Source organism: Hyphomonas sp. TMED31 (assembly GCF_002172815.1).
GTDB lineage: Bacteria > Pseudomonadota > Alphaproteobacteria > Caulobacterales > Hyphomonadaceae > Hyphomonas > Hyphomonas atlantica.
The window spans coordinates 1-17901 of the sequence record NZ_NHCK01000020.1 but is presented as its reverse complement, the minus strand read 5'-3'; the positions used below and the strand labels follow the sequence as shown (position 1 = coordinate 17901).

At 61.0% G+C, this 17901-nt stretch carries 14 protein-coding genes; 6 read left to right on the top strand and 8 right to left on the bottom strand.

Annotated features, from left to right (window positions below):
- On the bottom strand, positions 1 to 986 hold a 986-nt coding region (locus CBB91_RS03695), incomplete at its 3' end, for a ligase-associated DNA damage response exonuclease (RefSeq protein WP_273012137.1).
- Between the two features lie 136 nt (positions 987 to 1122).
- Here CBB91_RS03695 and CBB91_RS03690 point away from each other — a divergent pair.
- Positions 1123 to 2676, top strand: a complete 1554-nt coding sequence (locus CBB91_RS03690; protein WP_273012134.1) for a serine hydrolase — start codon at positions 1123 to 1125, stop codon at positions 2674 to 2676.
- Between the two features lie 799 nt (positions 2677 to 3475).
- Positions 3476 to 5974 (top strand): ligase-associated DNA damage response DEXH box helicase, encoded by a 2499-nt coding sequence (locus tag CBB91_RS03685; protein ID WP_273012132.1) that lies wholly within the window; start codon positions 3476 to 3478, stop codon positions 5972 to 5974.
- Here the strand turns inward: CBB91_RS03685 and CBB91_RS03680 are convergent, their stop codons facing one another.
- Both CBB91_RS03680 and CBB91_RS03675 read right to left on the bottom strand, forming a co-directional pair.
- Positions 5975 to 7105, bottom strand: coding sequence for an acyltransferase (locus CBB91_RS03680; RefSeq protein WP_273012130.1), 1131 nt, complete (start codon positions 7103 to 7105; stop codon positions 5975 to 5977).
- Positions 7102 to 8133 carry a sterol desaturase family protein gene (locus CBB91_RS03675; protein ID WP_273012128.1) on the bottom strand — a complete coding sequence of 344 codons (1032 nt, stop codon included), beginning with the start codon at positions 8131 to 8133 and terminating at the stop codon, positions 7102 to 7104. Before CBB91_RS03675 ends, CBB91_RS03680 begins: the two co-directional genes overlap by 4 nt.
- Positions 8134 to 8199: 66 nt before the next feature.
- On the opposite strand from CBB91_RS03675, the gene pdeM reads away from it, so the two are divergent.
- From pdeM to CBB91_RS03655, 4 genes are all read left to right on the top strand, one after another.
- Positions 8200 to 9024, top strand: a complete 825-nt coding sequence (gene pdeM, locus CBB91_RS03670; protein WP_273012126.1) for a ligase-associated DNA damage response endonuclease PdeM — start codon at positions 8200 to 8202, stop codon at positions 9022 to 9024.
- Positions 9025 to 9244: 220 nt separating this feature from the next.
- Entirely contained in the window at positions 9245 to 10672 is a 1428-nt protein-coding gene (locus tag CBB91_RS03665; RefSeq protein WP_273012123.1) for a DEAD/DEAH box helicase, read from the top strand.
- A gap of 78 nt (positions 10673 to 10750) precedes the next feature.
- Entirely contained in the window at positions 10751 to 11740 is a 990-nt protein-coding gene (locus CBB91_RS03660; protein WP_035550660.1) for a nitronate monooxygenase family protein, read from the top strand.
- 21 nt (positions 11741 to 11761) lie between these two features.
- Positions 11762 to 12193, top strand: coding sequence for a hypothetical protein (locus CBB91_RS03655; protein WP_273012120.1), 432 nt, complete (start codon positions 11762 to 11764; stop codon positions 12191 to 12193).
- A gap of 87 nt (positions 12194 to 12280) precedes the next feature.
- Here CBB91_RS03655 and rnhA read toward each other — a convergent pair whose 3' ends face one another.
- The 5 genes from rnhA to CBB91_RS03630 all read right to left on the bottom strand — a co-directional run bounded on the left by rnhA (position 12281) and on the right by CBB91_RS03630 (position 17840).
- Positions 12281 to 12724, bottom strand: a complete 444-nt coding sequence (gene rnhA / locus CBB91_RS03650) for a ribonuclease HI (protein WP_035550666.1) — start codon at positions 12722 to 12724, stop codon at positions 12281 to 12283.
- A gap of 598 nt (positions 12725 to 13322) precedes the next feature.
- Entirely contained in the window at positions 13323 to 13814 is a 492-nt protein-coding gene (locus CBB91_RS03645) for a hypothetical protein (protein ID WP_273012117.1), read from the bottom strand.
- Positions 13811 to 14791: a homoserine kinase gene (locus tag CBB91_RS03640; RefSeq protein WP_273012115.1), complete on the bottom strand. Its 981-nt coding sequence runs from the start codon at positions 14789 to 14791 to the stop codon at positions 13811 to 13813. The genes CBB91_RS03645 and CBB91_RS03640 overlap by 4 nt, the downstream gene beginning before the upstream one ends.
- A 9-nt stretch (positions 14792 to 14800) precedes the next feature.
- Positions 14801 to 16294, bottom strand: a complete 1494-nt coding sequence (locus CBB91_RS03635; protein ID WP_273012112.1) for an MFS transporter — start codon at positions 16292 to 16294, stop codon at positions 14801 to 14803.
- 28 nt (positions 16295 to 16322) lie between these two features.
- Positions 16323 to 17840, bottom strand: a complete 1518-nt coding sequence (locus tag CBB91_RS03630) for an MFS transporter (protein WP_273012110.1) — start codon at positions 17838 to 17840, stop codon at positions 16323 to 16325.
- Between the last annotated feature and the right edge of the window lie 61 nt (positions 17841 to 17901).

Here is a 17901-nt window from a genome sequence, read left to right as displayed (position 1 = left end):
GCGCGGCGGCCTTCGAGTTCGGCCCAGCGGACGAGGGCGTCTTCGCGGCCATAGGTGATCCAGAGGTCCTGCGGGTCGACCTCGCGGATCGTGTCGGTCAGCTCGTCCCAGTCGGCATGGTCGGAGATGACGAGCGGCAGTTCGACGCCGCGCTGCTTGGCGCGCTGTTTCACGCTCATCCAGCCAGAGGCAAAGCCGATGACCGGATCGGGGAAGCGCTGGGCCCATTTGCCTTCAAAGGCGCCGGGCGGGGCGATGACGATCTCTCCACGGAAGGCTTCGCGCGCGGCCTTTGACCGGTCTTCCAGCGTGGCGGGGCGCAGCTCTCCCAGTGTGACGCCGGCCGCCTCATACACCTCGCACAGCTTTTCCAGGCTGCCATGAATGTAGATGGGGCGGTCATGCCCGGCGAGGCGCAGATGCTTGATCACGCGCTGGGCCTTTCCCAGAGAGTAGGCGCCGATGCAATGGGTGCGGTCCGGATTGTCCGCGACTGAGCGCATCAGGCGGTCAATCTCCTGGTCCGTAGGCGGATGGCGGAAGACGGGCAGGCCAAACGTCGCCTCGGAGATGAAGACGTGCGTGTTCTCCACCGGCTCGAAGCCGGGGCAGGTGGGGTCTGCGCGGCGCTTGTAATCGCCGGTGAACACCATGCGCAGGCCCTTGTGTTCCACCACGATCTGTGACGAGCCGAGAATGTGCCCCGCCGGGGAGAGCCAGACGGTGACGCCATTGATCTCGATCGCCTCGCCATATTCGACGGCCTGGGTCTGTTTGGCGAAACTGTCGCCATAGCGCGCGGCCATGATGGCCAGCGTGTGCGGATGGGCCAGCACCTTGCCGTGGCCGCCGCGCGCATGGTCCGAATGGCCGTGGCTGATCACCGCCCGGTCCACCGCGCCACGCACGGGATCAAGATAGAAATCCCCCGGCGGGCAATAGAGCCCCTTGGGCGTGGGGTGAAGCAGGAGGTCTGGCCGCAGCATACCCTCAATGTAGGCGATGCACGCGGACGGGGAAGGGGCGCACCCCGTAGCCTTATGCAATCCTTAACTGCCTCGCCACACTTGCGACATGGTCTCGTGTGCATAAAGATCGGGCCGATCCAGAGGAGAATCACGCATGCGCGCAGTCCGGAAGTGTCTTGTATCCCTGTCCGCCTTGGCCGTGGTGGCCATGCCCGCCATCGCAGAAGAAGGCGGCACGACGCGAGCGCTGGAGGATGCGCTGGCCGCGGGATACAAGGCGAGCTTCACCTGTTCGGCCCTGTTCACCGCCGGCCAGACGCCCGCAGAGATCCGCCAGAATGAACTGTCCGGCATTTATCCTGATTACCAGCGCAGTTTCGACAAGCTGCCGGATGCGGTGATTGATGCCGCGCGCAAGACGGTGTCGGTGACCTATTCGACCAGCATGCCGCCGCGCATTGCGGCCTGGCGCCCCGGCTTTGGCTGCACGCAGCTGCCNGTNGGCGCAGAAGAGGGCGCGCTGAACTTCCTGNCGCGCTTTGCCGCCTGGCCGGAGTTTTCAGGCGAAGACCGGGGCAGCGCCATCGGCTCGAACGTGAAAGTNCAGCTGCGCATCGAAGAGGCCGAACGGCTGGAAGCGCCGGTCTCGTTCGCCTTTGACGAACGCTCCTACGGNAATGGCACGCGCACGAGCGCTGTGGTCGTGGTGAAGGATGGGCAGGTTGTGGCCGANCGCTATGCCCGCGGCATCGANCATGAAACGCCGCAGCGGACATGGTCGGTCGCGAAATCCATCACGGCGACCATTCTGGGCGCGGCGCGTCGCAACGGGCATATCGATCTGGATTATCCGGCGGTGATCGCTGACTGGAACAATGGCGCAGACCCGCGCCGCGAAATCACGCTGCGCGACCTGTTGCAGATGGCCAGCGGCCTCGACAGTGGCGAGACGGGGTCGCGCACGGACCGCATCTATTTCGGCGGCGGGCGCGTCGTGGACCAGGCGGCGTCCAAGGTGATGGAAGTGAAGCCGGGCACGCGGTTCAAATATTCCAACAATGACACGCTGATCGCCATGCGCTCGTTCCGCGAGTCTCTTGGCACGGATGATTCCTATCATCGNTTCCCGTATGAGAAATTGCTGCACAAGATCGGCGCGGTGCACACGACGCTGGAAGTGGACTGGAACGGCGATTTCATCTCGTCCAGCCAGGTCTGGTCGACAGCGCGCGATCTTGCGCGGATAGGCCAGCTCTATTTGCAGGATGGCATGTGGGGCAATGANCGCCTGCTGCCGGAAGGCTGGGTGGAATTTGTTTCGTCCCCCGGACCGGCCCAGCCGCTGAGCGGNGCAGGCTATGGCGCNCANTTCTGGCTGATGAATGATGCCGAGGGCATCCCGGCCGGCACTTATTACATGGCGGGCAATCGCGGCCAGTATGTCGTGATCGTGCCGAGCATGAATGCCGTGATCGTACGGCGCGGCTATGATGTGATCGGCGGTGCGCGGTTTGATATCAATGCGTTTACGCGGGACGTGCTGCTCAGCCTTCAGGCGGCGGATGATGCNCGNGCNGAAGAGGCAGCCCAGCGCGAGCAGATCGAGTTGGAAATCCAGGCGACGATCGACGCGCGCCGGGCCCGCTCAGACCGCGCGAAGGATGCCATCCGGGCAGAGATTCTCGAAAAGTACGGCCTCGAGGAATAGCGCCTATCTGGAGCCGGTTCCGGAGTTCGGGATCGGTGTCAGGTTCGAGATGATCTGACGGTCGGACTGGCTGAAGCTTTTCATCATGGCAGAGCCTTCGACGGTGACATCAAGGCTGGNGACATGGGTGCGGCCATCGGGGGCCCGGTCACACGCGACTTTCATCTCGAACTGCTTGATCTTNGCGACCGGCATCGGCTTGAACGGCTTCTCTGCCATCATCTCGTAATTGAGGATGCCGGGCGCGGTCTTGTCCACGACGACTTTTCCGATGAGGTGCTTGTAGATCTTGTCCATGTCATCTGGCTCTGCGCCGGGCTGCGGTCTGAAGCTGTAGGTGGCGGTGGTGTCTGTTTCACTGACAAGCGTCGCATTCGCGACGGGAATGTTCTCGGCAAAATCCTGGCACCAGATTTCGCCATCTGTATTGGCCTTCATGTTCTCGACCCGCTTGGCGAAGTCCTCGCTCCAGTCTTCAGGTTCAGGTGAAATCACGCTGAGACGCTCGCCTTCCGGCTGGCTTGGGTCGACCCGCATGAGCGCGTCGACCTCTCCGGCGGAAACCGTCAGGTCAAACGCATAGAGCGGGCCCTCCGCAGACGCNGCGAGCGCTTGTTCCAGAGGGGATTGGGCAAGGGCAGGAGCCGCCAGCGCGATCAGACTGGCGGACACAGCAAGGGAGCGGAACATGGCGGGCCTCATATNGGTTCTCTGAAAAATAGGTTTGGCCTGAGCCAAGCTGAACGCATAGTGAAAGAAAGCCAAATACTGCAATTCTTGCGAGATTTTAATTTCAATCATGGCTGATTCCGCCGTTTCTCCATTCTTCTTGCCAGAACCGTTTGAGGCCTGGTTCGCCGGACGCGGCTGGAAAGCGCGGCCGCACCAGCTGGCACTGGCGGAGCAATCCCTGAAAGGCGANAGCGCGCTGCTGATTGCGCCAACCGGCGGCGGCAAGACGCTGGCGGGCTTTCTGGGCAGCCTGATTGAACTGAGTGAACGCAAGCGGGCGGCAAACTCTGACCGGCCCGCCTTGCACACGCTCTACATCTCTCCGCTGAAGGCATTGGCAGCCGATGTGCAGCGCAATCTGATGGGGCCCGTCGAAGAGATGGGGCTGAATATCAAGATCGAAAGCAGGACCGGAGACACGCCCAGCCATGTGCGCCAGCGGCAAAGGCGGACTCCGCCCGACATCCTGCTGACCACACCGGAACAATTGGCGCTGTTCATTGCCTCGGATCATGCCAGGGAGTTTTTCGCGGATCTGAAATGCGTGATCGTGGACGAGATTCACGCAATGGCTGCGTCGAAGCGGGGCGACCTTTTGGCGTTGGGCCTTGCGACGCTGGCGAGTTGGGCGCCGGCCTGCCGGTTTCTCGGCCTGTCCGCGACGGTGCGCGAGCCGCAGGCATTGGCGGACTGGCTGGATGTTCGCCCGCCTGGGCATGATGTTCGTATCCTGACGGCGGAGGGCGGCGTGTCTGCAGATGTCGACATTCTGATCTCCCAGCAGCGAATCCCGTGGTCGGGCCATTCGGGACGGTTTGCCGTGCCCGACGTATACGACGCGATCAAGCGCGCGACGATGACGCTGATCTTCGTGAATACGCGCAGCCAGGCCGAACTGATGTTTCAAGAGCTATGGCGCGCAAATGAAGATGGCCTGCCCATTGCACTGCATCACGGCTCTCTGGCGCGGGAACAGCGCACGAAGGTCGAGGCTGCGATGGCGGCGGGCTTGCTGAAGGCGGTGGTGTGTACATCCACATTGGATCTTGGCATTGACTGGGGCGAGGTGGATCTGGTGATCCAGATGGGCGCACCGAAAGGGGCTGCGCGCCTTATCCAGCGCATCGGCCGTGCCAATCACCGGATGGATGAGGCGAGCCGGGCTGTCCTTGTGCCAACGAACCGGTTTGAGGTGTTGGAATGCCGCGCGGCAGAGGCAGCCGTCGAAGCGGGCGAGATCGACGGGGAGGGAATCCGCGAGGGCGCGCTCGACATACTGGCCCAGCACGTCATAGGACGTGCCTGTGGCGACGGGTTCCAGCTGGAGGAGCTGTATGACGAGATAATCCGTGCGGCGCCCTATCAGAATCTGGACTGGGAAACCTATGAGCGGATTGTCGATTTCGTGGCGAGCGGTGGCTATGCGCTGAAAACCTATGACCGGTTCCACCGGATCGTGCGGCGGCGGGACGGCGTATGGGTGGCGCGGACGGCGCGAGACGCGCAGGCGCACCGGATGAATGTCGGGGCGATTGTGGAATCTCCCATGCTGTCGGTGCGGCTGGCGAACTTCATCGGCAAGGAAAAGCCGGGAGAGAAACGCGCCGTACGCGCCGGCCTGAAGCTGGGCGAGATGGAGGAATATTTCCTCTCTACCCTCACACCGGGAGACACGTTCCTGTTTGCAGGCGAAGTGCTGCGGCTGGTCGGCGTGGACGGCATGGACGCGCTGGTTGTGCGGGCAGTGAGTGAGCAGCCAGCCATCCCTTCCTACAATGGTGGCAAGTTCCCGCTGACGACGTTTCTGGCAGAGCGTGTGCGCCATATGATTCACGATCCCTCTCAATGGGAGGGGCTGCCTGATCCCGTGCGGGAATGGTTCGAGATCCAGAAGCTGAAATCCGAAATTCCGCCACCGGACCATCTGCTTGTCGAGACCTTCCCACGCGGCGGGCGTTTCTATCTGGTCTGCTATCCGTTTGAAGGGCGGCTGGCACACCAGACGCTGGGCATGTTGCTGACCCGGCGGCTGGAACGGATGGGCGCCAAGCCGACCGGATTTGTGGCCAGCGAATACGCCATGGCGGTCTGGGGGATGGAGGATATGTCCGGTATCGACATGGAGGCCCTCTTCCATCCGGACATGATGGGGGATGATCTGGAAAGCTGGCTGGACGAGAGCGCGCTGATGAAACGGACCTTCGGCCAGTGCGCACAGATTTCCGGCCTCATCCACCGAAACCTTCCGGGTAAGGAAAAGAATTCTCGGCAGGTCAGCTTTTCCTCTGATCTCATCTATGACGTGCTGCGCAGNCANGAGCCGGATCANATNCTGCTGCAGGCCGCCCGGCAGGANGCGGCCACGGGCCTGCTNGATGTGCGCCGCCTGTCAGATGCNCTGGTGCGNATNCGNGGNAAGATCGACCANCAGGCCCTGAAGAAGATCAGCCCNTTCGCNGTGCCNGTCATGCTGGAGATCGGCAAGGAGCCGGTGTCCGGGGAGTCGGTGCAAGATGCGATCCTGGGCGAGGCCGAGGCCGACCTGGTGCGCGATGCGATGGGATGACTAGATCGGAGATGTCCGAAGTTTGAGGGAGGCTATTCGCTCAAAGATGTTTCGGGTTATCCGCTTCCAGTGCCCAAGGCGTCGTTCGGAAATCTCCGCGAGCAGGAAACATGCGACAAGCGTGACGATTGTCATAACGATGACGTGTACTGTGTTCACCCCGTCATAGCCCGGCAGGCCGTGCAGGAAGGTCAGAATCGGATAATGAAACAAGTATAATGAGAAGGTTGCGCCTGAACACCATCGCACAATGGCTTCCATACGGGCGCCGATCCAGTTCGCCTCACTGGCAAGTCGGTAGACGCCCAAGAAATGTAGGGACATCAAGACTGCGAGAAGGGTGTTCCAGAGAAATTCGTCGGAAAAGCCCAACACATCATAGGGCCGTGAGTCTTGTCCGAGCAGCACGAAGGTTGCACTCAACAAACGGTCAGGTAGGTCAAGTGCCAACGCGCCGGCATATAGAATCCAGGGCGTGATTGCGAGAAGCCAACCCATTGGCGGTGACAGTTTCGTGGCATGTCCGCGCTGAACGAATTGTTGCAAAACGACGCCCAGAACCCAGCAAGGCGCCAGCAGCAGCACAGACGGGCCGACGATGAGTGCCATCAGGCTGAGGAGCAGAATACGCGTACGACCACGGCAGAACACGGCGACGCCGAAGCCGGCATAGTACCAGGCTTCATAAGCAACCGACCAGAAAGGTCCGTTTGTGCCGACGCGAATATTGTCAAACCAGGCATGGGTTGTGAAAGTAAGGGCCCGGAACACTTGCCCAGCCGGGTTCTCGGCATTGTACCACCACCCTTCGTAGGCATGTGGCATCAATTGTGCGCCCAGCGTGTCGATCACGAAAGTGAAGACGAGTGCTGGAATGATGACTGAGTACAGACGGGCAAGGCGGGCTTCTGCGTACACCGCAGCGCCGCGATTGCGGGCGAAAGTCGTATAGGCGATCACGAAACCGGACAGGACAAAGAACAGGACCACGGCGTCACTGCCCAAATTCAGGTCCCGGATCCACTGCATGTTGCCCTGTGTGAACCGATAGTAGCCGATGTGGGAAGCCAACACGACCAGCGCGGCAAGGAAGCGGATTATATCCAGGTAAATGGAGAAGCCGCGAGTCATTCGGTCAGGACTCCTGCGACTGGGCGGGCGGGGGAACGAGCGGCCTGAGCGGCTTCGACAAACGGAACCGCGTAGGCCGTGACCAGTGAAGTGTGGGTCTGGGGTTCCGGACGGCCGGCCCGGTCGGCAACACCAAACTGCAGTGTCTCGCGCCCCTTGGGAACGTACAGTGTACCAAACATCCAGTCCCAGACAGCGAAGACAAGTCCGTAATTCTTGTCGTGATGGCGTGGGGCCATGGAGTGGTGGATCTGATGCTGGGCCGGGCTGATGAAAATGTGATCCAGAACCGGTCCGAAATCGAGCCAGATGTGTGAGTGGCGCAAGGCCCCGCCTGCAAAGTTGAAGGCGATGAAGACGACGCTCAGACCGAACAGGGTGGCAACGTCATACATGCCAAAGAGACCATATATGACTCCAATCACGGGCCCGATACAAATGGCGTTGAAAAATGTGAGCAGGAAATCGAATACCGGATGATTGCGCTTGGCCGTCAGCAGTGTGAGGTGTTCTGCACTGTGATGCAGCTTGTGAAAGGGCCACAGGATACGGTTCTCGTGATGAAAGCGGTGATTGACATAATAGGCGAAGTCGCTCGCCAGAGCTGCCAGGAGTGCAGCCAACAACAGCATTGGGAAAGACAGCGTGCCGTCTGCAGAATTGCCGTGTACGCCTGAACTGACAAAGTGCGCAACATTCACGACGATCAGCAGCCGCAGACCGCGCGACAGTATCAGGCGGAGCGGATCAAACAGGTGATTTGCCAGGAAGACCTTGGCATCGACAAGCGATGATCGGGAAAAATAGATATGGGAAGGGACCAGATAGTTGACGAGGCCGCTGAAACCTTCCTCACGAAGTGATTTGCGATTGATGGCCCAGAGAGATGTGCCGATGAGCAGGAAGGCGACAAGGCCTGTCCAGTGCGTGCGGTCGCCGGGGCCAAAAGGCAGCAGGTCGAATATCCAGCCACTCAGTCGCTGCGCGCTGCCGAGGGCGTCGGTCCAGGGGGCTGCAATTTCTGTCATGACGAATGACCCACCACGCTTGTTTTGTTGTTTTGCGTGAGGAACAGCCTAGGGAAATATGTTTAAATGCATGTAAAGAAAGGTGATTTTCCCGGCGCTGCGGCGGCTGGCATCGATCATGGTTTCCTCAGATTGACGGGCCCGGTCGACGCGTCCAATTCTATTGTCATGACAGCCGCTGCGAAGAAGCCCTCTGAAACACATCTGCATCTGGCCGGGGAGTTGCTGACGCCGCTGCCGGAAGGGGCGTTGTGGTGGGCGGCGGAGCGGGTGCTGGTCGTGTCGGACCTGCACTTCGAGAAAGGCAGCGCGTTTGCGGCGCGGGGCCAGTTGTTGCCGCCCTATGACACGGCGGCAACGCTCTCGCTGGTCGAGCGGCTTTGCGCGCTGCTGAAGCCGAAGACCGTGATCTCCCTTGGCGACAGTTTCCATGATCGCGCGGCGGAGTTGCGGCTGCCGGAAGACTATGCGCGCCGCATTCAGGCGCTGACCTCGGCGCATGACTGGGTCTGGGTGGAGGGCAACCACGATCCGGACCCGCCAGCGCATCTGGGCGGCCGTGCCAGCAAGGTGCTGCGCATTGGCCCGCTCGTCTTCCGCCATGAGCCGACAGGCGAGCTGGGCGAGATCGCCGGGCATTTGCACCCTGCAGCGAAGATTATCGGGCGGGGACGTTCGGTGCGTCGGCGCTGCTTCGCCAGTGATGGCGCGCGACTGGTGATGCCGGCCATGGGCGCGTTTACCGGCGGGCTGAATGTGCTGGACAAGGCCTTTGCGCCGATCTTTCCGGAAGGGGCGATGGCGTTTGCCCTGGGACAGGAGCGTGTGTTCATGGTGGCGGCGAAGAGCCTTGTTGCCGATATGCCACGCGGAGCACGCTGGACACTCTGATACAGACAATAAAGTTTGGAGATGCGGCCAATGCATGCCATATGCCGCCTCAGCAGGGCGAAACGCTGCTGCTCTCGCATTGATCGTTACCTTTTCCGGTGCCGCGTCGAGTGCGCAACACACCGGGATGCCGATCAAACGCAGGCTTCCTAAAACTTAGAGCCTAACAGGGCGCGCGGACTGTTGAGTCCGCTCGGCGCCCGCATATGAAAGTATTGATTTGACACAGTTTACCGAACTCGGCCTGGCCGAGCCGATCCTCAAGGCAATTGCCGCTGAGGGATATACCAAGCCGACCCCAATTCAGGCGCAATCCATTCCAACCCTGCTGGAAGGGCGCGACCTTGTTGGTATCGCGCAGACTGGCACGGGAAAGACGGCGGCCTTCGTGCTGCCGCTGCTGAGCCGCCTTGCTGCCAATCCGGGACGCCCGCAAGCGAAATCCGCCCGCATCCTGATCCTTGCGCCAACGCGTGAACTTGCCGCGCAGATTGCGGAAAGTGTTCGCATCTATGGCAAGGAAATGAAACTGAGCACCACGATTGTCGTCGGCGGCGTGAAGCCCGGCGGCCAGGTGCGCGCGCTGGCGCGCGGCGTGGACGTGCTGGTAGCAACGCCGGGACGCCTGCTGGATCATATGGAAACCGGCGCCGTGAAGCTGAGCGGCACCGAAGCCGTTGTGCTGGATGAAGCCGACCAGATGATGGACATGGGCTTCCTGCCGGCGATCCGCAAAGTGATGAAGGCCATTCCGGTGCGCCGTCAGACATTGCTGTTTTCCGCCACGATGCCGAAGGAAATTCGCGCGCTGGCGAACGACTTCCTGCGCGATCCGGCCGAAGTGACGGTAGCGACCGTCTCCAAGCCTGCCGAGAAGATCGATCAGGCCGTTTACATGGTGCAGGGCACGGCCAAGCCGCGCCTTCTGGCGGAAGTCCTGTCTGTCGACGATATGGACCGCGCCATCGTGTTCACGCGCACAAAGCATGGCGCTGACAAGGTCGTGCGCTTCCTTGCCAATGAGGGCCTCTATGCCGAGGCAATTCACGGCAACAAGAGNCAGAACCAGCGNATTCGCGCNCTGAACGCGTTCAAGAGCGGCAAGGCCCCGATCCTGGTGGCTACAGACATCGCCGCGCGGGGCATCGACATTGATGGCGTCAGCCATGTTGTGAACATGGACATGCCGAACCTGCCGGAATCCTATGTCCACCGCATTGGTCGCACGGCCCGCGCCGGGCGCAGTGGCATCGCGCTGTCCTTCGTTGGCAATGATGAGCGCGGCTACCTGCGTGNCATCGAGAAGCTGATCGGCCGCAAGATCGACCGGATTGACCTGCCGGAAGACATGGCGCTGGACCTGTCGCTGCCGGAAGAGCCGGGCCCGCATACCAAGCAGAGCCGGGGCAGGGGTGGCCAAGGCCGCGGCGGTCAGGGCGGTGGGCGTCGTCAGGGCGGCCAGTCGCAAAATCGCGCGCGTTCTGGCGGTGGCAAAGGCCCCCGCAAGAGCGGTGGCAAGCCCGGCGGTGACCGCAATGGCGGCAATCGNCCAGCNGCGCGTGCAGAGTCCGGCCAATCCGGCTCGCACCAGGGTGGTGGGCAGAAGCGCCGGTCGCGTCCGAAGAAGTCCTGGTCGCCTGTCGGCTAGCGGCTCTTTCCCCAATGTCAGCCTTGTTTCCGCGACCTCATTCCGCCAAGGATAGGCCGGAAACAAGGAGGATATGCCATGAAGACTGCCATCACCGAAATGTTCGGAATCGAGCATCCGATCATCCAGGGCGGCATGCATTATGTCGGGTTTGCCGAAATGGCAGCCGCCGTGTCGAACGCTGGCGGTCTAGGCGTGATCACCGCCCTCACGCAGAAAACACCTGCCGACCTCGCCAATGAGATCGCGCGGTGCCGGGATATGACGGACAAGCCGATTGGCGTGAATGTCACCTTCCTGCCAACCGTGAACACGCCGGACTATCCGGGCTATATCAAGGCCATCATCGAAGGCGGCGTGAAAGTCGTCGAAACGGCAGGGAACAACCCGGCGCAGGTTTTGCCTGTCCTGAAGGATGCCGGCGTGAAGGTGATCCACAAATGTACCGCCGTGCGCCACGCGCTGAAGGCCCAATCGATTGGCTGTGATGCTGTGTCGGTCGACGGCTTCGAATGTGGTGGACACCCTGGCGAAGACGACATTCCGAACATGATCCTGTTGCCGCGCGCGGCGGATGAGCTGGAAATTCCGTTCGTTTCGTCCGGTGGCCAGGCGGATGGCCGCAGCCTTGTTGCGTCGCTTGCGATGGGCGCATCCGGCATGAATATGGGCACGCGCTTCATCGCGACGAAGGAAGCGCCCGTGCACCAGAATGTCAAAGACGCAATCGTGGCAGCCTCCGAACTGGACACGCGTCTTGTCATGCGTCCGCTGCGCAACACGGAACGCGTGCTGACCAATGCGGCGGTCGAGCGCCTGCTGGAGAAGGAGCGCGCCCTCGGCGCCGACCTGAAATTCGAGGACATCATCGAGGAAGTTGCGGGCGTTTACCCGCGCATCATGAAGGAAGGCGAGATGGACGCCGGCGCATGGTCATGCGGCATGGTGGCCGGTCTGATTCACGACATTCCGACCTGTAAGGAACTCATCGACCGAATCATGAAAGAAGCCGAGGACATCATCTCCAATCGTCTGGCGGGCATGCTGTCAGGCAAGGTTCCGGCCTGATCCAATCTGAAGGAAATCCACATGATCCGACTCCCCCTGTTCGCCAGCGCCTGTCTCGCCCTCGCCGCATGCGGTGTGGGAAGCCCTGCTGACAGTAAAGCCGCCAAGGTCTGCAACACCATGCTGGCCGGGGATCCGGAGATTGTGGAAGACCTTGCAGAGGATGGCGACACGATCGAAGTCTATTGCGGTTGCTATGCGACACTGCTCGCCAACAAGACTGAAGACGCTCAGGCAACGATCCTGAAAGTGTCCCAGGTCGTGTCCGACATCCGCGCGGAAAACGACCTTCATCTGGAAGAGGCTGCGGGCCGCCTGATGGCCGATTTCATCGAAGATGGCAGCAGCCCGACCTATGGCGTTACGCGCGATGGCTTCGAGACCACGGGCAGCTATATTGACACAGTGCGCCGTGCACTGAACAAGGAAACAGGTGCCTGTGCGACGTCCTGATCGTCAATAGAATCTGCGAACTGAAAAGGGCCAGCCGGTATAATTACCGACTGGCCCTTTTTCTGTGATATGCCGTGCCGGGACTGTCTATCGCCCGCGGGCTTCCTCTGTGCCGCGCCGGGCAAGCTCATCAGCCTTTTCATTGCCCGGATCGCCCGCGTGCCCTTTCACCCATTTCCAGGTGATGTCGTGGCGCTGGCAGGCTTCGTCCATTGCCATCCATAGGTCCTGGTTCTTGACCGGCTTTTTGGCGGCGGTTTTCCATCCGTTGCGCTTCCAGCCATGAATCCATTTGGTCAGGCCGTCTTTCACATAGGTGGAATCAACATGCAGGGTGACCTTTGAGGGCTTCTTGAGCGCGTTGAGCGCTTCGATCACGGCCAGCATTTCCATACGGTTGTTGGTGGTGGCCTTGTCTCCGCCCCAGAGTTCCTTGCGGTTCTCGCCCGCGACAAGCAGCGCGCCCCAGCCGCCAGGGCCGGGATTGCCGCTGCACGCGCCATCAGTCCAGATTTCGATCAGATCAGTCATGGCTTTCAGGTGAGGGGCTTTGGCGAAACCGTCAAGCGTCAGAAGACGCTGATATCGGCCGCGTGGAGCTGTTCAGCCGGGCGCACGATGGCGAGAAACAACAGGCCGCAGAGCAGGCCGGCCAGCGCGCCGATGCATCCGCCGGTCAGGACTGCGCCAAGCCCGGTGAGCGGNGANGATGAGATNCCGAATCCCCCCGTCGTGCCGCCNACGAGCAACGCGCCCCAGATGCTGGCCCAGCGCAGATAGGGCGCGCGNCGCTTGATGCCCCGATGCGGGAACCGACCAATGGACAGGCCCATGGCCAGCCACGCTGCCGGAACGGTGATGAAAAAGAGAATGAAATTGAACAGGGCCATCAGGCTGGCCATCTGGATGCCCATCATAAAGCCGGAAGGCGACGCATTGTATCCGGATACGAGGCCTATATCTTCAAGCAGGCTGAAAACGGCCACGACNCCAAGACCAATCAGCGTAACGCTGAAACAGGCGGCGAGGGACGCCAGGAACAGGCCCAGCTTCACGCGGCGGATCTTTCCGGGGCCATATCCTGTCGCATAGGCGGCGGTCGTTCGTGGCGTTTGGGTGTCGGCTTCACTCATGGATGCAGTATCCGATCCGGGCGTCGGATCAGCCAGAATATGCTTGCTGACAGGAGTCCGGTGATCGGCCCCGATACCAGGGCCGGGCCCATCTGCAGCACGGTCATTGGGGTTCGCCAGCCACCTGTGACCATGAAGTAGGCGAGCATAACCCATGTACCGGCCACAAGCCCTGCCAATCCGTATGTCATGACGCTGGTCATTCGCCTGCGGAGGAAAAAAGTGTGCAGTGATAGTCCACCGATGAGCATTGCCGGCCAGCCGAGCATGATGCCGAGGAACAGGCCGACGAAGCTGAACCCGACAAGGCTGGTAGCCATCTCTCGAAGGGTCGCCTGACGATAAACGCCGGAGGTGATTTCCGTCTGGAAGATCAGTTCAGGAAACATGACGAAGGCGAGGATAGTCGCGGTGAGGGTGGCGGCGAAGATGGGCGCGACCAGCGCGGCGCTGATCAGGGTCACCCATTTTCGTCGTCCATCTGTCATGCACCATAGCCTTCCGCATTCGTCACCTTGCGATGGAAGGCGAGACGACCGGCATATTCGAGGGGATTTTTGGGCTTTACGAGGGCACCTTCGGGCGTCGACGTCCAGTCCACCATCCGGGTCAGGAAAAAGCGCAAGGCAGCGCCACGCGCCAGCAGGGGCAGGGCGTCTCGCTCAGCAGGCTCCAGCGGGCGCACGCTTTCATAGCCCGCAATCAGATTTGCGCCTTTGGAATAATTGAAGTCGATCGCACCACGACCCGGATTGTCGTCAAAGGCCCAGGCGTTCAGGCAGATGGCGAGATCATAAGCCAGCGCATCCGTGCAGGCGAAATAGAAATCGATGATACCGGAGAAATCCTCGCCGAGGAAAAATGCGTTGTCCGGGAAGAGGTCTGCATGGATGGTGCCACGCGGCAGGGTGAGGCTCTGCGGTTTCGCCTCTGCGATATCGGCAAGGGCCTCATCGATCAGGTCCGGCAGGCTGGCTTGCAGTTTGGCGGCTTCTTCGGACTGGCCCTGCCAGAGACGTGGCCATGCGGCCGGTCCTAGACTGTTGGCGCGCGTCATCGGAAAATCCGACAGCGCCACATGCATCCGTGCGAGACCTTCGCCGAGCCCGCGACACTGGGCCGGGCTGGGGCGTTTCGGGCTGAGCCCCTCGAGGAAGGAAACGATCACCGCCGGGCGACCTTCCAGCGTGCGCAGGGCCTTGCCATCGCGCGCCATGATTGGCTGCGGGCAGGGGAAGCCCTTGGCGGACAAGTGCTGTTTCAGGCCGATGAAATAGGGCAGATCATCGGCGTTCACGCGCTTTTCAAACAGGGTCAGGATGAATCGCCCTGATGTCGTTTCGAGATAATAGTTCGAATTCTCGACGCCCTCGGCAATGCCCTTGAAAGAGAGGGCCTTGCCGAGGTCATATTCATCGAGGAACGCGGCCAGCGCGTCATCGGATACTTGGGTGTAGACTGCCATGCGGACCGATTAGGCCGTCTTGGCCACCATGTCACGCTGCAGCGTCTTGCCAGCCAGCAGATAATGGATGGCTGCCCATGCATAGATCGTTGCGAAGATGATGATCGACCATTGCAGGCCGCGAGCATCCGCGCTGGTACAGGCGGCGGCCTGATCGGCGCTGAGGCTTGCAGTTTCCTTGCAGAGGTTCAGGGTCAGACCAAGATCTGCGCCAGACAGCATCATCGTTTTCAGCACGGTCGATAGCAGGCCAATCAATGTGGGTCCGAGACCGAGACCGATGAGGTTCACGACGAACAGCGTGATGGCCACGGCGGTTGCCCGGGTGCGAGCATCCACGACGCCGGCTGAGACGGCATACATTGGCCCAAGGTAGAAATAGTGTAGCATCGCAGCGGCCATCAGCGGCGGCAGCATCAGCGCGACTGAGGGGCTGAGATACCCCATCCAGTAGAGCGGGACTGACAAGCCCATGCCGAGCGCTGGCATCCANGANAGNGCNGTNGGATAGCGCTTGGCCAGNCGGTCNGCNAGGAAGCCNGACAGGAANACNCCNATNGCNGCCATCAGGCCGAGCACNAGNGAGAAGATCAGCGCGGCTTCTGTCAGCGACAATTCATGCGTGCGCAGCAGGAAGGAGGTGGAGAAGGCCGCGATGCCATATCCGGCAAAGGAAGCGAGCGCTGCGCCGAAGACGACATGAACATAGGTCGGCTTCTTGCTGAGCTTTTTCAGGGCGGCGCCGAATGTTTCGCGCTCGGGCTTTGAGGCGTTTGGCGGGTCAGTGTAGCCGCGTGGTGGCTCCTTCACAGTAAGCCCGATGATCAGAGCGAAGAGCAGGCCCGGCAGGCCAACGGCGATAAAGGCAATGCGCCAGCCTTCGAGGCTTTTCCAGTCGAGCAGGCCGGTTGCCCAGGACCAGCCCCAACCTTCCAGCAGGGTGTGGACGTTTTCTCCGGTGACGTAATCATTGATCGGACCTGCCGCGAGGCCCGCGCACATGCCGCCGAGCGGTACGCCAAGCGCGTAGATAGACGCGGCGGTGGCGCGGCTGCCGGGCTTGAAATAGTCCGCGATGACGGACTGGGCCGGCGGGGTGCATCCTGCTTCCCCGACGCCGACAAGCAGGCGGCAGACAAACATGCTGGCGAAACCGACGGCCAAGCCGCACATCACGGTCATCAAACTCCAGACCGCCAGCGACAGGATAATGATCATCATCCGGCTGGTTTTTTCCGAAACGCGAGCAATCGGAATGCCCAGCGTGGTGTAGAAGGTTGCGAAGGCGAGGCCGCCCAGAAGACCCATTTGCCAATCTTCGAGATTGAGCGAGTTGCGGATCGGGTCCGTCAGGATGCCGAAGATCGACCGGTCAATGAAGTTGAAGATGTAGACGACCAGCAGAGAGCCGAGCACATAGGCGCGATAGCCTTTGGTTCTGTATCCGGTTTCGTATCCGGGCTTTTCATCGGAGGGAGCAGAGGCGGCGGTCGTGTCTGTCATTCTACGTGTCTCTTTCCGTCACTGGGATTCAGGTGCCCATACCTGCAGTCGGGGCATCGGGATTATACTTGTCGTTCATGAACGAACGGGCCGCCATGAAATAGCAGCCGGCGGCGGCAAGGAAGAACAGCACCGTCGCAGCCATGGAATGGCGCAGCCCATTTGCATAGGCGCGGCAGAGTTCCGGTCCCTCTGCGCCCAGCGCGGCCGGGTCTGTGCCGCAGAGGCGCGGATTGAAGGCTTCTGCGAAAGCCGAAAGCCCAGCCTTGGTGATTTCCTGACCCATGAAGAAGTCACTCATCGCACCGACAAAGAGCGGGCCAATGCCATTGCCGATCAGGCTGACGATCAGTAGCAGGACGGCGATTGTGGTGGCGCGCGATTGCGGGCTGACAATGGCGGTGCCGACCATGTACTGGCTGGACAGATAGGCGTAGTGCATCGTGCCTGCGATGATCCAGAGCCCGAAGGCGAGCTCGATTGAGGGAGCAAAAAAGGCTCCGACATAGGCGGGCACAGCAATCAGCAGACCCACGCCGGGCAGCCAGGCCGAGATCGATCTGAATCGGCCTTCGAGCTTCTCGGAAATGTAGCCGCCGAGGAAAGTTCCGAATGCGGCAACCGCCGCCAATGGTGCACCGTACAGCACGGCCGCATCGCGGACGTCGATGCCATGCACGCGTTGCAGGAATGGTGCCTGGAAGCTGATCAGGCCATAGCCAACAAAAGCGACCAGCGCAGCGCCCAGTGATAGCCACCAAAAGGTTGGCTTTGGTGAGAACTCCCTGAACGCGTCAAAGAATGGCGCCTTCTCCGCACTTTTGGCCGAAGGTGGGTCGGAATAGCCCCGCGGCGGTTCCTTGATCGTGAACATGACGATCAAGGCGATCAGCACACCGGGCGCCCCCACCAGAACAAAGGCAATGCGCCAGCCTTCCACCGTGGCCCAGTCGAGCCCGGTAAACAGGCCACCAAGACCGATAGACTGGACCCAGGCACCGAAATCGGCCCCCTTGATGCCGGCAATTGTACCGCCGAACAGTTGGGCCAGCACGCCGCCAAGTGTCACGCCCATGGAATAGATACCAAGCGCGCCGGCACGGCTCTTGGGTGGATAATAGTCGGTGATGAGCGAATTGGCGGGAGGGGGGCAGCCGGCCTCGCCTACGGCCACGCCAACCCGGAATATGAGCAGCCAGATGAAGCCTGATGCCACACCGCACAGGGCCGTCATGACGGACCAGATGATGATGCACAACCCGATGATCAGGACGCGATTGGCCCGGTCGGCCCACATGGCAATCGGAATGCCCATCGCGGCGTAGAACAACGCAAAGGGCGGACCGGACAACAGGCCCCATTGTGTATCGTTCAGTTGGAAAGAGTTGATGATCGGCTGGGCGACAACCGAAATCAACGTGCGATCAATGAAGTTGAGCGTGTAGACCAGCATGAGGGCTACGAGCACATAAGTGCGATAGCCCTTGGAGCCGAAACCGGTGATATGGCCGTCTGTAGCCGTCTGGCCAGCTGTCGTGTCGGTCATCCGCCGAACTCCTCCCGAAAATACCGGGCGCGTCTTGGCGGCGCCTCTACAAGTCGCCCTA

Bases quoted from the DNA above. Each gene is read 5' to 3' on its own strand.
- CBB91_RS03640 (WP_273012115.1), bottom strand. From the start codon at position 14,791: ATGGCAGTCTACACCCAAGTATCCGATGACGCGCTGGCCGCGTTCCTC.
- CBB91_RS03675 (WP_273012128.1), bottom strand. From the start codon at position 8,133: ATGACAGAAATTGCAGCCCCCTGGACCGACGCCCTCGGCAGCGCGCAG.
- CBB91_RS03655 (WP_273012120.1), top strand. From the start codon at position 11,762: ATGATCCGACTCCCCCTGTTCGCCAGCGCCTGTCTCGCCCTCGCCGCA.
- rnhA (WP_035550666.1), bottom strand. From the start codon at position 12,724: ATGACTGATCTGATCGAAATCTGGACTGATGGCGCGTGCAGCGGCAAT.
- CBB91_RS03630 (WP_273012110.1), bottom strand. From the start codon at position 17,840: ATGACCGACACGACAGCTGGCCAGACGGCTACAGACGGCCATATCACC.
- CBB91_RS03660 (WP_035550660.1), top strand. From the start codon at position 10,751: ATGAAGACTGCCATCACCGAAATGTTCGGAATCGAGCATCCGATCATC.
- CBB91_RS03680 (WP_273012130.1), bottom strand. From the start codon at position 7,105: ATGACTCGCGGCTTCTCCATTTACCTGGATATAATCCGCTTCCTTGCC.
- CBB91_RS03645 (WP_273012117.1), bottom strand. From the start codon at position 13,814: ATGACAGATGGACGACGAAAATGGGTGACCCTGATCAGCGCCGCGCTG.
- pdeM (WP_273012126.1), top strand. From the start codon at position 8,200: ATGCATGTAAAGAAAGGTGATTTTCCCGGCGCTGCGGCGGCTGGCATC.